The following is a 14,765-nucleotide window of genomic DNA, read 5'->3' as shown; positions in this document are numbered from 1 at the left end:
CGAAAGCGCTGTATGCTTGTTCGTGCAAGTGATGTCGAGGATGTATCGAACGGCTGTGCGCTGGTCAAGCACTGCTTTGTGAGCAGGCTTGCTGCTGCGCATGGCGCGGTTTGTGGTGTCGAGATCAAGCCGATCGAGCGATTAGTAAGGCTTAGCTTCAGGCATTGCTGCCCGTCCACATGCCTCCTATCGACGTGCCAGATGCCCTTCAGACGCTTGATCTCAACTCCAACGAAAACGCTTGCGCCACGCGCAGGAACAAGCCTGCTCGCGAACCAACCGACAGGGCTGGCTGTTTCCGCCGTTCGATGCTACTCCCAGCCAGGATATTCTCCCGGCCGAGGAGCGTCCTCGGTCACTTGCACTTCATCTTCACTTGTCCATGATCCCGTCCCTTGCGGGACACAATAATTCGCGTCGGGAGGCGTCTTATATGCGGGCCCGCCCCGACCGCGCAAGAACTTTCTGCATCCCCATGACGATTTTTTGACCGGAGGCCCGATAGGGGCGAGCGCCGGTCGCAATCATAGCGCCGGGTCAGCCGATGGCCCGCAGATGGCGGACCGGACGGCCGGGAGACGCCGCCTCGGCAGCCGCGACGATGCCATGCGCGTCGATGCCGTAATGGCGATAGAGGTCGGCGACGGTGCCGGTCTGCCCGAAATGCTCCACACCCAGCGCCCGCGTGCGGTGGCCGGCGACGGAGCCGAGCCAGCCCAGCGTCGTCGGATGGCCATCGACCACAGTCACCAGCGCGCAATGGGGCGGCAGTCCCTCCAGCAGCCTCTCGATATGGCCGCGGGCATGGCCAAGGCCGCGTTCGCGCGCCCGCTGGGCTGCACTCCAGCCCGCATGCAGCCGGTCGGCGGAGGTCACCGCCAGCAGCCCGACATCGCGCCGGTCCTCTCCCAGCATGCCGACGGCGGCGATGGCCTCGGGCGCCACCGCCCCGGTGTAGGCGATCACCACCTGGGCGTTCGGCCCCGGCTTGCGCAGCCAATAGGCGCCATCGACGATGTCGCGGGCGAGTTCCTCGTCCATCGTCCGCGTCGGCTGCTCCAGCGCGCGGGAAGACAGGCGCAGATAGACCGAACCGCCGGTCTCGTCGCGCAGCCAGTTGCGCTCGCCGGGGGCGCCCTCCCCGTCCCGCTGCATGTAGTCGAAGGCCCAGCGCATCACCACCGCCAGTTCATCGGCGAAGGCGGGCTCGAAATAGGCCAGCCCATCCTGGGCCATGCCGACCAGCGGCGTGGCGATGGACTGGTGCGCCCCACCCTCCGGCGCCAGCGTGATGCCGGACGGGGTCGCCACCAGCATGAAGCGGGCATCCTGATAGCAGGCATAGTTCAACTGGTCGGCGCCGCGCATGATGAAGGGGTCGTAGACGGTGCCGATGGGCAGCAGCCGCTCCCCGAACAGGCTGTGCGACAGGCCCAGCGCCGCCAGCAGGATGAACAGGTTGGATTCGGCGATGCCCAGCTCCAGATGCTGGCCCTTCGGCGAGAATTCCCAGCTGTAGGTGGAGGGGATGCGCTCCTTCTTGAACAGGTCGGCCAGCTCGCTTTTGGCGAACAGCCCGCGCCGGTTCACCCAGGCGCCGAGATTGGTGGACACGGTGACGTCGGGGGCGGTGGTGACGATGCGTTCGGCCAGCGGCGAGCGTTCCCGCCCGATTTCGTTCAGGATCAGGCCGAACGCGGCCTGGGTCGACAGGCTCTTCTGCGTCGGCACCACCAGCGCGGCCGGCACGGCGACCGCCGGCGCCTCGTAGCGGCGGCGCCCCTTCTGTGCGAAGGGAACGCGGCGCAGAAAATCCTCCAGGGCGGAGTCCGGCAGCGAGAGTCCCTCGAAGCGATCCCATTCATGACCCTCGCGGACCTTGTTGGCGGCGCGGAAGCCCTCCATCTGCTCGCGGGTCAGCAGGCCGGAATGGTTGTCCTTGTGGCCGGCCAGCGGCAGGCCGAAGCCCTTGACGGTGTAGGCGATGAAGCAGACCGGCCGGTCGTGGGTGCGGGCCCGGGCGAAGGCCTCCAGCAGCGACGGCAGGTCATGGCCGCCGAGATTGCCCATCAGCCGGGCCAGTTCCTCGTCGCTGCGGCGCTCGATCAGGCGGGTGACGTCGCCCTGGTCGCCCAGATCGTCCATCAAACGGCGACGCCATGCCGCTCCCCCCTGATAAGTCAGGGCCGAATAGAGCTGGTTGGGGCAGGTGTCGATCCAGTGGCGCAGCCGCTCGCCGCCCGGCTCCGTGAACGCCTCCTGCATCAGGGTGCCGTATTTCAGGATCACCACGTCCCAGCCGAAGGCGCGGAAGATGTTCTCCAGACGCTCCCACAGCCCTTCGCGGATCACCGCGTCCAGGCTCTGGCGGTTGTAGTCGACGATCCACCAGGTGTTGCGCACGCCATGCTTCCAACCCTCCTGCAGGGCCTCGAAGATGTTGCCCTCGTCCATCTCGGCGTCGCCGACCAGCGAGACCATGCGGCCTTCCGGCAGGCCGGGCGCCCAGCCCTTGGCCTTCAGGTAATCCTGGACCAGCGAGGCGAAGAGCGTCTGCGCCACCCCCAGCCCGACCGAGCCGGTGGAGAAATCGACGTCGTCCACGTCCTTGGTGCGGGACGGGTAGGACTGGGCGCCCTTGTAGCCGCGGAAATTCTCCAGCTTCTCCCGCGTCTGGTTGCCCAGCAGATACTGGATGGCGTGGAAGATCGGGCTGGCATGGGGCTTCACCGCCACCCGATCCTCCGGCCGCAGGGCCGAGAAATAGAGCGCCGTCAGGATGGTCGCCATCGAGGCGCTGGAGGCCTGATGGCCGCCGATCTTCATCCCGTCCAGGTTGGGGCGGACATGGTTGGCGTTGTGGATGGTCCAGGACGCAAGCCAGAGTACCTTGCGCTCCAGCTCTGCCAGGCAGGCGAGATCGGCGGAGGACGGCTGGTTCGCGGTCATGGGTCTGCTCCCAAACGCAGGTTTACGATTGGAGCAGCCTATCATTTGCGACACGGCAGATGCTTGCGAAGTGGCGCCGGCCGCGGTTGCGCTTTAGCATCGGATGCCAGGATAACACGGGAAACGGCATCTCATGCCAAAGCACCCCCTCGACCGCATCGACCGCAGGATCCTGTCCGCCCTTCAGCAGGACGGCCGGCTGCCCAACAACGAGCTGGCGGAGCGTGTCGGCCTGTCGCCCTCCCCCTGCCTGCGCCGGGTCAAGGCGCTGGAGGATGCGGGCGTGATCGCCCGCTATGTGGCGCTGGTCGACCCGGCCTCCGTCGACCTGCCGGTCAACATCTTCGTCAGCGTCAGCCTGGAACGGCAGGTCGAGGCGCGGCTGGACGGGTTCGAGGCGGCGGTGATGGCGCGGCCGGAGGTGCTGGAATGCTACCTGATGACCGGCGACGCCGATTACCTGCTGCGGGTGGTGGTGCCGGACCTCGCCAGCTATGAGCGGTTCCTGAAGGAGCACCTGACCCGCATCCCCGGCGTCGCCAACATCCGCTCCAGCTTCGCCTTGAAGCAGGTGCGCTACCGCACCGCCCTGCCTCTGGAGCATCTGGGGGACTGAGGCCGCATCAGTCCGCTGCCGCCACCGGCTTGGCACGGCTGCCGACCAGCGGAACCAGCACCGCCGCGAGCAGGCACAGCGCGCCGGCGGTGGCGAAGGCCGGCAGATAGGTTTGCAGCGCGGTGCGCGACAGGCCGGCGCCGAAGGCAGCGCTGGCGGCACCGAGCTGGTGGCCGGCGAAAATCCAGCCGAAGACCAGATTGGCGCGCTCCCGGCCGAAACGCTCCGCGGTCAGGCGCACGGTCGGCGGGACGGTGGCGATCCAGTCCAGCCCATAAAAGACGGCGAAGACCGACAGGCCGTAGAGGGTGAAGTCCGAATAGGGCAGATAGAGCAGCGACAGGCCGCGCAGGCCGTAATACCAGACCAGGAGCCAGCGGTTGTCGTAGCGGTCGGACAGCCAGCCCGACCCGACGGTGCCGACGAAGTCGAAGATGCCCATCAGGGCCAACAGCCCGGCGGCCTGGACCTCCGGCACGCTGAAATCGACGCAGAGCGGGATCAGGTGGGTCTGGATCAGGCCGTTGGTGCTGGCACCGCAGATGAAGAACGTCGCGAACAGAACCCAGAAGGCCCGCGTCCCCGCGGCGTCGCGCAACGCTCCCAGCGCGGCCGACAGGATGGCACCGGCCGGAGCGGCAGGGGACGCGGCCCCGACCTCGCCGACGGCGGACAGGCCGAGATCGGCAGGGCGGTCCCGCATCAGCGCCAGCATCGCCAGGGCGGCGACGGCGATGAGACCGCACAGCAGGGCGATGGCGGTGCGCCAGCCATAGGCCTCCGTCAGCATCGACAGCAGCGGCATGAAGACCAGTTGCCCTGTGGCCGAGCTGGCGGTCAGCAGCCCGATCACCAGCCCGCGGCGGGCGACGAACCAGCGGGTGGCGATGGTGGCGCCCAGCACCATGGCGGTCAGGCCGGTGCCGAAGCCGACGACGAAGCCCCAGAGCAGGATCAGCTGCCAGACCTCCCGCATCGCCAGCGAAGCCAGCAGCCCGCCGCCGACCAGCGTCAGCGAGGACAGCACCATGCGGCGGACGCCGAAGCGGTTGATCATGGCGGCGGCGAAGGGCCCCATCAGCCCGAACAGCAGCAGGCGGATCGCCATGGCGGTGGAGATGTCGGCGGTGTCCCAGCCGAATTCCCGCTGGAGCGGCAGCAGCAGGACGCCGGGCGCGCCGACCGCCCCGGCCGACACCAGCATGGACAGGAAGGTGACGGCGACGACGACCCAGGCATAGTGGATGTCGCGCCGCGCCAGGGCGGCGGCGAGAGGGGTGGACAGCATCGGCTGGGGTCTCCGGGGGCTTGGCTATCGGTGAAGCCGGTTATTGAGCGGTCACGCCGCCGTCGATGTCGATCGACTGGCCGGTGACGATCACCGTCGCCCGTCCGCTCATGTCCGCCCCGGTCGTGTTCGTCGCAACGCTCATGGCCCTCTCCTGTCCTTATGTCCAGCTTGTGCGCGCCGGCCGGTGCCGGGCTTCATTAATGACGATCATCATTAATGCGGTCTTTGATGATGTCCATAATTAATATGCCGGGCGAGCCCGGTTTCCCGGAGCCCCAGCCATGCACCGCCCGAATGGCGCAATGCCGCAATCGACACCACATGTGCGCGGAACGGACGGGAACCGCGGGGAACAGGCGGCCACGGGCCGTGAACGCCCACCCAGTCGGGAGGCTTATTCTGGTCTTGGTTGCGACACCGCCCGACAGCGGCAACCGGAACTGCGCATGGCATCCACCACGCCGCAAGTCACCGGTCCGCGGGTCCTTCGACAGGGCATGTGATGGCCCCGACACAGGGGCCTTCCCTTCGATTCAGTTCCACAAGGATAAGCTTGACCCTTGCCGTACAACGGATCATGAAGGCGCGAACATGCCCGTTCATGTAACTGCATGTATCCGGTGCCGTCGGATCTTCCACTTTCTTTCGGTTGGGCGAATGTTGCTTTCGCAGCGCTTGGGCAGCCCAAGACTTGTCATCTCCCATCGGTACGGGTGCCGACACGCCGAGCGGCAAGCATTCGTTAACCATAAAGCGCCACAACTTGCGAGCGGCCCATTGCCGCGTTCAGCCGACCGCCGGGACCGCATGCCGATCGGGTCCGTTTGGCGCCACCGCGCTGATTCCTTTTGGAAGGCTGACACAGCGTGACTCTGCTGACTGCGCGGGCCAACGGCCCGACCGATGTTTCCCCGGCCGGTCAATCGACGATCTCCGCTCCGTGGACCGCCACTCCGACGGTCCCGACGCTGAGCGGCCGGGTCGATCCGTCCCTTCTGCGCGACGAACTGCTGTCCGACATCCCGCAGGCGACCGCGGCGGCGCATCCGGACCGCACGGCCATCGTCTATGAAGGCCGGCGCGTCACCTATGCCGAGCTGGACGCGCGCGCCAACCGGGTCGCCCACGGCCTGCGGGCGCGCGGGATCGGCCCCGGCTGCTTCGTCGGGCTGTGGATGGCGCGGTCGCTCGACCTGCATGTGGCGCTGCTGGGCATCCTGAAGGCCGGCGCCGCCTATCTGCCCTTCGACGCCGATGCCCCGGCGGAGCGCGTGGCGGTCAGCCTGACCGACTGCGCCGCCCCGGCGATCCTGATCGATCTGGTGACCGGCACCAAGGCGGCGACGCTGGCAGCAAGCGGCGCCGACGTCCAGGTCCTGCGCATCGGCGACGTGCTGAGCGACAGCGAGGAGCCGTTCGACCTGCGGGCCGACCGGGTGACGCCGGACAGCCCGGCCTATGCCATCTACACCTCGGGCTCGACCGGCAAGCCCAAGGGCATCGTCATCAGCCACCGCAACATCTGCCATTACCTGCGCGCCGCCAACAGCGTCTACGGCATCACCGCCGACGACGTGGCGTTCCAGGGCGCTTCGGTGGCCTTCGACCTGTCGCTGGAAGAGATCTTCGTCCCCTATCTGGCCGGCGCCACCCTGTGGGTCGCCAGCCGTCAGGTGCTGGACGAGGCCGACCGGCTGGCCGACGTGCTGACCGAAGCCGGCGTCACCGTGCTGGACACCGTCCCGACCCTGCTGGCGATGCTGCCGAAGGACATTCCGTCGCTGCGCGTCGTCATCCTGGGCGGCGAGGCCTGCCCGCCGGCCGTCGCGTCGCGCTGGTGCCGGCCGGGCCGGCGCCTGTTCAACAGCTATGGCCCGACCGAGGCGACCGTCGTCGCCACGGTGGCCGAGGTTCATCCCGACACCCCCGTCACCATCGGCCGCCCGATCCCCAACTACACCTGCTATGTGGTGGACGAGGCGTTGCAGCCGGTGGCCCCCGGCACCCAGGGCGAGCTGCTGATCGGCGGCCCCGGCGTGGCCCAGGGCTATCTCGGCCGGCCGGAGCTGACGGCGGAAAAGTTCATCGCCAACCCGTTCCGCTCCGGTCCGCCAAGCCCACATCCGGATCCGCTGCTCTACCGCTCCGGCGACGCGGTCAGCGTCGATGCCGACGGCAACCTGCGCTTCCATGGCCGCATCGACGATCAGGTGAAGATCCGCGGCTTCCGGCTGGAGCTGGGCGAGATCGAGGCGAAGCTGACCGACCTGGCCGGAATCGCCCAGGCCACGGTGGTCCTGCGAACCGACAACGGGCTGGACCGTCTGGTCGCCTTCCTGGTCGCACAGCCGGGCGCCTCCCTCGACAAGACCGCGCTGCGCGACGCGCTGCGGGCGCAGCTGCCCGCCTACATGGTGCCCGCGCACTATGAGCAGGTGGCGGAACTGCCGCGCCTGACCTCCGGCAAGGCCGACCGCAAGACGCTCCAGGCGATGGCCCTGACCGAGGATGCCGGCTCGAGCGAGCAGGAGGAGCCGCGCAGCCCGACCGAGGCGACGCTGCTGGAGGCCGCCCGCCGCGTCTTCCCCGGCCAGTCGATCCCGCTGGAGGCCGACTTCTTCCTCGACCTGGGCGGCCATTCGCTGCTGGCGGCACGCTTCGTCTCGGCGGTGCGCGAGACCGCCGGACTGGCCGGCCTGACCCTTCAGGACGTCTATGGCGCCCGCACGCTGCGGGCGATGGCCGAGCGGCTGGATGCCAAGGCTCCGGCGGGTCACGGCGCCAAGCCGGCCGACCTGTCCTTCGATCCGCCGCCGCTGGCCCGCCGCCTGCTGTGCGGACTGGCCCAGGCCGCGGCGCTGCCGATCATCCTGGCGCTGATGACGGTGCAGTGGCTTGGCGTGTTCGTCAGCTACATGCTGCTGTCCGGCGAGGATGCCGGGCTCCTGGGCGAAATCACCACGATGTTCGGCGTCTACGTCGTCATCAACATCGCCACCGTCGCCATCGCCGTCGCGGCGAAATGGCTGATCATCGGCCGGACCAAGCCGGGGCGCTACCCGCTGTGGGGCGTCTATTATTACCGCTGGTGGCTGGCCCAGCGCTTCATCGCGCTGGTCCACCTGAAGTGGTTCCAGGGGTCGCCGGTGATGCGGCTGCTCCTGCGTGCGCTCGGCGCCAAGGTCGGCGCCGACGCGATGATCGGCGAATTCGAATCCGGCGCCATCGATCTGGTCAGCATCGGCCGCGGCGCCTCGACCGGCGGCAAGGTGAAGATGGCCAATGCCGAGGTGATCGGCAACGAACTGGTGATCGGCACCATCGAGATCGGCGAGGACGCCTACATCGGCACCTCCTGCGTCATCGGCCACGACGCCGTCGTCGGCAAGAGCACCGAACTGGCCGACCTGACCGCGCTCGCCGCCGGCACCCACACCGGCGATTACGAGCAGTGGGACGGTTCGCCCGCCCGCAAGGTCGGCACCGTCGACCGTGCCGCCCTTCCCGAGGAGCCGCGCGCCGGTGTCGTCAAGCGCGCCGCCCAGACGCTGATCTATCTGGTCGCCCTGGTCGGCCTGCCGCCGGTGGCGCTGATCCCGATCTTCCCGGCCTTCTACCTGTTCGACAAGCTCGACGCCTGGATGGGCGGGGTGTTCAAGGTCAACTACCTCTACTATGTCCCCGCCATCGCATGGCCGACAGCGATGTTCCTGGTGGCCTTCACCGTGCTGCTGATCGCCGCCATGCGCTGGATCGTGCTGCCGAAGGTGGAGGCCGGCTCCTACTCGGTCCACAGCTGGTTCTACGTCCGCAAATGGGTCGTGGCGCTGGCGACCGAGGTGATGCTGGAAACCCTGAGCTCGCTCTACGCCACCGTCTACATGCGGGCCTGGTACCGCCTGATGGGCGCCAAGATCGGCCGCGACGCCGAGATCTCGACCAACCTCGCCGGCCGCTACGATCTGGTGGAGATCGGCGAGAAGTGCTTCATCGCCGACGAGGTGGTGCTGGGCGACGAGGACATCCGCCGCGGCTGGATGCATCTGCAGCCGGTGAAGACCGAGGCCCGCGTGTTCGTCGGCAACGACGCCGTGGTTCCGCCGGGTGCCTCGATCCCCACCGGCACGCTGATCGGCATCAAGTCCAAGCCGCCGGCCAATACCGAGATGCAGGCCGGCGACACCTGGTTCGGCAGCCCGCCGATCAAGCTGCCGGTGCGCCAGAAGTTCGACAACGTGTCGGCCAACTGGACCTTCGAGCCGTCGCGCGCCCGCCGTCTGGGACGCGCCGTGTTCGAGGCCTTCAGCCTGTCGATGCCGTCGATGCTGTTCATCACCTTCGGCACCTTCGCGGTGGAGTTCTTCGCTCCCGCCATCCTCGACCAGCGCTGGGGCGCCTTCGCCTGGCAGTTCCTGGCGGTCAGCGTCGCCATTCCCACCGCGATGGTGCTGGTGGTGGCGCTGGTGAAGTGGCTGCTGATGGGCCGCTACGCCCCCACCATGAAGCCGATGTGGTCCTGGTGGGCCATGCGGACCGAGGCGGTGGCCGTGCTGTACTGGGGTCTGGCCGGCAAGGTCCTGCTCGACCATCTGCGCGGCACGCCGATGCTGCCCTGGGTGCTGCGCCTGTTCGGCACCAGGTTCGGCCAGGGCGTCTATATGGACACCACCGACATCACCGAGTTCGACTGCGTGTCGGTCGGCGACTATAGCGCGATCAACGCCCTGTCGGCCTTGCAGACCCACCTGTACGAGGACCGCGTGATGAAGGTCGGCCGGGTGTCGGTCGGGACCGGCGTCACCGTCGGGGCCGGCGCCACGGTGCTCTACGACACCCATGTCGGCGACTTCGCCCGCCTGGGCCCGCTGACCCTGGTGATGAAGGGCGAGGAAATCCCCGCCCACGGCGAGTGGGTGGGCGCCCCGGCCGAACCGGCACCGCAGGCCCACGCGGCGGTCGACAAGCGGGTGAAGGCGGCGGCGTAAACAGCCGGCGTCAGTGACGGTAAGAAAAGGCTGGTATTACCATTGCGGTGTGCCGGCCTTTTCTTTTGCCTGTCTTCGGTCCTTCATTCACCCGACGACAAACCGTCGCGCACCGTTACTCCCTCCGATGGTTGTCTCCGCGCGGGAGCGGTGTATAAGGGGGGCCGAGCGCGGCCTGCCCCCTTCGCGCGCCCGGCCGGGCGTGTATCTCGGAGGCGAATGGTGGCCGTTGGATCGTCACGCCAGGTTCGTCAAAGGAACGCCCCAATGCCCGACGACATCGCCTCAGCCCGCGGCCTGTTTCCGCTCGCCAAGGACGACACGACCTACCGCAAGCTGACCTCGGATCACGTCTCGGTCGTCGAGTTCGACGGCGAGCAGATCCTGAAGGTCGAGCCGGAAGGTCTGCGCCTGCTGGCCGAGGCTGCCTTCTCCGACATCAACCATCTGCTGCGTCCTGGCCATCTGGCCCAGCTCGCCAAGATTCTTGACGATCCGGAGGCGTCGGCCAACGACCGCTTCGTGGCGCTCGACCTGCTGAAGAACGCCAACATCGCCGCCGCCGGCACCCTGCCGATGTGCCAGGATACCGGCACCGCCATCATCATGGGCAAGAAGGGCCGCCGCGTCTGGACCAAGGGCGGCGACGAGACCGCCCTGTCGGAAGGGGCCCGCGACGCCTACCTGAAGCGCAACCTGCGCTACAGCCAGCTGGCGCCGATCTCCATGTATGAGGAGAAGAACACCCGCAACAACCTGCCGGCCCAGATCGACATCTATTCCGAGGGCGAGGACTATTACAAGTTCCTGTTCATGGCCAAGGGCGGCGGGTCGGCCAACAAGACCTTCCTGCATCAGGCCACGCCGTCGGTGCTGGCGCCCGACCGGCTGCTGAAGTTCCTGGAAGACAAGATCCGCTATCTCGGCACCTCGGCCTGCCCGCCCTACCACCTCGCCATCGTCATCGGCGGCCTGTCGGCGGAGCAGAACCTGAAGACGGTGAAGCTGGCCTCGGCCCGCTATCTCGACAATCTGCCGACCGAGGGCGGCGAGGACGCGCACGCCTTCCGCGATCTGGCGATGGAGGCCGAGGTCCACAAGCTGACCCAGAACATGGGCATCGGCGCCCAGTTCGGCGGCAAGTATTTCTGCCACGACGTCCGCGTCATCCGCCTGCCGCGCCACGGCGCCTCGATGCCGATCGGCATCGGCGTGTCCTGCTCGGCCGACCGTCAGGCGGTTGGCAAGATCACGCGGGACGGCATCTTCCTGGAGCAGCTGGAGACCGATCCGGCCCAGTATCTGCCGGAGATCGGTGACGAGCATCTGTCGGGCGACGTCGTGAAGATCGACCTGAACCAGCCGATGGAGCAGATCCGCGCCACGCTGAGCCAGTACCCGATCCGCACCCGCCTGTCGCTGACCGGCCCGCTGATCGTCGCCCGCGATCTGGCCCACGCCAAGCTGCGCGCCCGCCTGGACGCCGGCGAGCCGCTGCCGGATTATTTCAAGAACCACCCGATCTACTATGCCGGCCCGGCCAAGACGCCGGAAGGCTACGCCTCGGGCTCCTTCGGACCGACGACGGCCGGCCGCATGGACAGCTTCGTCGACCAGTTCCAGGCGGCCGGCGGCTCCATGGTCATGCTGGCCAAGGGCAACCGCAGCGCGGAGGTGACGGCGGCCTGCAAGCAGCATGGCGGCTTCTATCTCGGCTCCATCGGCGGTGCCGCCGCCCGTCTGGCCCAGGACTGCATCAAGAAGGTGGAGTGCGTCGAGTATCCCGAACTCGGCATGGAAGCCATCTGGCGCATCGAGGTCGAGGACTTCCCGGCCTTCATCATCGTCGACGACAAGGGCAACGACTTCTTCAAGGAGTTGAAGCTCGCCTGATCCGGGTCGACAGGATGTGAAACGGGGCGCGGCGCCTTGCAGGAGGCCCCGCGCCCTTTTCCCTGCCCGCTTGCGGGATGGCACCGGGGGCGCCTATCTTCAATGCATCGGGATCTGGGCATCGGGATCGGGCCATCGGAAGCGGGGAGGACTTTGCAATGGACGGTGTCTATGACCGGCGCGCGCCGAAGCGGGACATCACCTTGTCGCTGGACGAGGACATCCTGCATCGCGCCCAGTCCCTTCCCGGCGACCTGTCGGAACGGGTCGAAAAGATGCTGGCCGACGAGGTGGCGAAGGCGGATCGTGAAAGTCGTCTGGATGCGACAATTGCGGCGCTGAACGACTTCGACGCCAGATACGGCTCTTTTGCCGACGACCATCTCGATCACCTGTGATGGCTCAATTCGATGTACACCGGAACCGAACGGCGGCGCGCTCGGGCATTCCGTACTTGGTGATCGTACAATCACAGCGTTTCGATGCATCGATCCGCAGGGTGATCGCACCGCTGTTGCTGGCTGACAGGCTTCCGAACACGGAACCTTCCCTGACCCCAAAGTTCGTGATCGAAGGCCATGAGGTTATTCTGAATCCCCTTCAACTCGCCTCCGTTCCGACCGACCAGCTCGGCGAGAAGGTCTGCTGCCTCGACGACGACAGCGACCGCATCATCGCCGCCATAGACCTTTTGATTTCCCGTGCCTGGGGATGAGTAGCCCGTGACACCCGCCCAAATCCAAGACCGCATCCTGTACCGCGACGGGCTGATGCTGATCCTCGACAAGCCCGCCGGGCTGCCGGTCCATGCCGGACCCGCCGGCGGACCGAACCTGGAGCGGCATTTCGACGCGCTCCGTTTCGGCTTCCCCAAGCCGCCGTCGCTGGCCCACCGGCTGGACCGCGACACGTCGGGCTGCCTGATCCTCGGCCGCCATGCCAAGGCGCTGCGCAAGATCGGCATCCTGTTCCAGAACGGCAAGGTCGATAAGACCTATTGGGCGGTGGTCGCCGGCACGCCGCCGCAGGAGTCCGGGCGGATCGAACTGCCGCTCGCCAAGGTGTCCAACAAGACCGGCGGCTGGCGCATCGTCGGATCGCCCGACGGTCAGGCGGCGGTCACCGACTATGTCGTGCGCGGGCAGGCCGATGGGCTGACCTGGCTGGAGTTGACGCCGCACACCGGCCGGACCCACCAGATCCGCGTTCATTGCGCGTCCATCGGCTGCCCGCTGGTCGGCGACCCGCAATATGGCGGGCCGGACGGCAAGCCGCTGCACCTGCACTCCCGCGCCATCTCGCTGCCACTCTATCCCAAGCGCGACCCGGTCGGCGCCGTGGCCCCGGTTCCGCCGCACATGCGGGCGGCGCTGGAAGCCTGCGGCTTTACCGAAGCGTCATAGCGTCGCCGCCACGCTCCGGCCTTGCTGCGATGCGGCAGGCTGCCCCATGATCGCTGTCGGCATTGGGGGCGATCACGGCCGGGGGACGAGCGCATGATACCGATCGGCACGACGACAGCCCGGTGGATGACCCTGCGCTACGCCCTGGCGCTGACGCTGATCGCGCTGGGCACGCTGGCCGGCTTCGTCATGACCGAGCGGGTGATCGGCCAGCATGAACGCATGCTGGAGGTCGTCAACGTCTCCGGCCGCCAGCGCATGCTGTCGCAGCGGACGGCCCTGCTGGTGGAGCAGTTGAGGAGCGCCACCGATCCGGCGGTGCGCGCCGACCTTGCCAAGCGGCTGGATGAGGCCACGGGCATGTTCGAGGCCACCCACCGGCGCCTGAGCGGCCAAGCCGGGCCGGAGGAAGGTCCGCCGCTGGGTCCGCCGCCGCGAGACCTGTTCTTCAGCGGCCCCGACCCGCTCGACCCGGTGGTGAGCGGGCATATCGCCGCCTTGCGCCGCGTCATCGCCGCCGCGTCCGCCGGCCAGCCGCCGGACCTTGCCGAAGCCGACCGCATCACCGCCCAGGCGCTCGGCCCGCTGCTGGACCGGCTGGAGGAGATGGTCGCGCTCTACCAGGAGGAGGGCGAGGCGGGCTTCCAGACCCTGCACCGGCTGGGATTGGCGGCGCTGCTGGTCACTCTGCTGATCCTGGCCGTGGAGGCCCTGGCGATCTTCCGGCCGATGACCCGGCAGGTGCGCCGGCAGTTCACCGAAATCCTGCGCATGGCGGAAGCCATCGAGCGGGCCAACGCCACGCTGGAACAGCAGGTGCGCGAACGGACGGCCGAACTGCACACCGCCAAGACCGCGGCGGAGCAGGCGCACCGGGCGAAGTCCCGTTTCCTCGCCCATGCCAGCCACGACCTGCAACAGCCGCTGCAGGCCATCGGCATGTTCACCGGCATGCTGGAACGCCAGCCGCAGAGCGCCAAGGCGGCGGCCCTGCTGACCGACCTGAAGGCGGCGCAACGGTCGATGCGCGACCTGCTGAACGCCATCCTCGACATCTCCAAGCTGGAATCGGGGGTGGTGTCGCCGAAGCCGGCCGACCTGCCGCTCTCCCCCCTGCTCGACCAGCTTGAGGCCGAGTTCGCGGGACAGGCCGAGGCGAAGGGGCTGCGGCTGCGGGGCATCCCGACCGATGCGGTCGTGCGCAGCGATCCGGCCCTGCTGGAGCGGATCGTCCGCAACCTGATCGCCAACGCCATCCGCTACACCGAGAGCGGCGGCGTGCTGGTCGGCTGCCGCACCCGCGGCGACATGCTGTGGATCGAGGTCTACGACACCGGCCGCGGCATCGCCGAACCTGACCGCCAGCGCATCTTCGAGGAATTCGTCCAGCTCGACCGTCCCGACCGCGACCGCAGCGAAGGCATCGGCCTCGGCCTCGCCATCGTCGAACGTCTGGCCCGGCTGCTGGGGCATCCCGTGACGGTGCGGTCGGTGGAAGGGCGCGGAACCGTGTTCGCCGTGGGCGTGCCGCTGGCGGGGTGAGATTGTCGCTCCAGGGGGAACGATCTGATGTAAATACGCCGGATTGTTCGAATCGCCGTCCGGTGCCAAATTCCCCTCCAGACAAG

Annotated in this window: 9 protein-coding genes; 7 read left to right on the top strand and 2 right to left on the bottom strand. The window is 67.9% G+C overall.

Annotation, left to right across the window (positions count from 1 at the left end):
- Positions 1–537 precede the first annotated feature (537 nt).
- Positions 538–2,949, bottom strand: coding sequence for a transketolase-like TK C-terminal-containing protein (locus CRT60_RS20390; RefSeq protein ID WP_098738350.1), 2,412 nt, complete (start codon positions 2,947–2,949; stop codon positions 538–540).
- A gap of 133 nt (positions 2,950–3,082) precedes the next feature.
- Here CRT60_RS20390 and CRT60_RS20385 point away from each other — a divergent pair, with 133 nt between their 5' ends.
- Positions 3,083–3,565, top strand: coding sequence for an Lrp/AsnC family transcriptional regulator (locus CRT60_RS20385; RefSeq protein ID WP_098738349.1), 483 nt, complete (start codon positions 3,083–3,085; stop codon positions 3,563–3,565).
- Positions 3,566–3,572: 7 nt separating this feature from the next.
- On the opposite strand, the gene CRT60_RS20380 is transcribed toward CRT60_RS20385, so the two are convergent.
- Positions 3,573–4,853 (bottom strand): MFS transporter, encoded by a 1,281-nt coding sequence (locus tag CRT60_RS20380; RefSeq protein WP_098738348.1) that lies wholly within the window; start codon positions 4,851–4,853, stop codon positions 3,573–3,575.
- Between the two features lie 869 nt (positions 4,854–5,722).
- Between CRT60_RS20380 and CRT60_RS20375 the strand changes: the two genes are divergently transcribed.
- The 6 genes from CRT60_RS20375 to CRT60_RS20350 all read left to right on the top strand — a co-directional run bounded on the left by CRT60_RS20375 (position 5,723) and on the right by CRT60_RS20350 (position 14,679).
- A complete protein-coding gene (locus CRT60_RS20375; protein ID WP_098738347.1) occupies positions 5,723–9,841 on the top strand; it encodes a Pls/PosA family non-ribosomal peptide synthetase in 4,119 nt (1,372 codons plus the stop codon).
- A 267-nt stretch (positions 9,842–10,108) separates the two neighbouring features.
- Positions 10,109–11,734, top strand: a complete 1,626-nt coding sequence (locus CRT60_RS20370; protein WP_098738346.1) for a fumarate hydratase — start codon at positions 10,109–10,111, stop codon at positions 11,732–11,734.
- Positions 11,735–11,892: 158 nt separating this feature from the next.
- Positions 11,893–12,132, top strand: a complete 240-nt coding sequence (locus CRT60_RS20365) for a type II toxin-antitoxin system CcdA family antitoxin (protein WP_098738345.1) — start codon at positions 11,893–11,895, stop codon at positions 12,130–12,132.
- The gene (locus tag CRT60_RS20360) at positions 12,132–12,449 is read left to right on the top strand and encodes a CcdB family protein (protein WP_098738344.1); all 318 of its coding nucleotides are present in this window, start codon (positions 12,132–12,134) and stop codon (positions 12,447–12,449) included. The genes CRT60_RS20365 and CRT60_RS20360 overlap by 1 nt, the downstream gene beginning before the upstream one ends.
- Positions 12,450–12,456: 7 nt before the next feature.
- Positions 12,457–13,137: an RluA family pseudouridine synthase gene (locus tag CRT60_RS20355; protein ID WP_098738343.1), complete on the top strand. Its 681-nt coding sequence runs from the start codon at positions 12,457–12,459 to the stop codon at positions 13,135–13,137.
- Between the two features lie 126 nt (positions 13,138–13,263).
- Complete coding sequence (locus tag CRT60_RS20350) at positions 13,264–14,679, top strand: ATP-binding protein (protein ID WP_244592652.1); 1,416 nt, start codon at positions 13,264–13,266, stop codon at positions 14,677–14,679.
- The last annotated feature ends 86 nt before the right edge of the window (positions 14,680–14,765 follow it).

The organism is Azospirillum palustre, assembly GCF_002573965.1.
In the GTDB taxonomy this organism is placed as follows: Bacteria; Pseudomonadota; Alphaproteobacteria; order Azospirillales; family Azospirillaceae; genus Azospirillum; species Azospirillum palustre.
Note: the sequence above shows the minus strand (reverse complement) of the source record. Positions and strands in the feature narration are given on the sequence as shown.

Bases quoted from the DNA above. Each gene is read 5' to 3' on its own strand.
- CRT60_RS20390 (WP_098738350.1), bottom strand. From the start codon at position 2,949: ATGACCGCGAACCAGCCGTCCTCCGCCGATCTCGCCTGCCTGGCAGAG.
- CRT60_RS20385 (WP_098738349.1), top strand. From the start codon at position 3,083: ATGCCAAAGCACCCCCTCGACCGCATCGACCGCAGGATCCTGTCCGCC.
- CRT60_RS20380 (WP_098738348.1), bottom strand. From the start codon at position 4,853: ATGCTGTCCACCCCTCTCGCCGCCGCCCTGGCGCGGCGCGACATCCAC.
- CRT60_RS20370 (WP_098738346.1), top strand. From the start codon at position 10,109: ATGCCCGACGACATCGCCTCAGCCCGCGGCCTGTTTCCGCTCGCCAAG.
- CRT60_RS20365 (WP_098738345.1), top strand. From the start codon at position 11,893: ATGGACGGTGTCTATGACCGGCGCGCGCCGAAGCGGGACATCACCTTG.
- CRT60_RS20360 (WP_098738344.1), top strand. From the start codon at position 12,132: ATGGCTCAATTCGATGTACACCGGAACCGAACGGCGGCGCGCTCGGGC.
- CRT60_RS20350 (WP_244592652.1), top strand. From the start codon at position 13,264: ATGACCCTGCGCTACGCCCTGGCGCTGACGCTGATCGCGCTGGGCACG.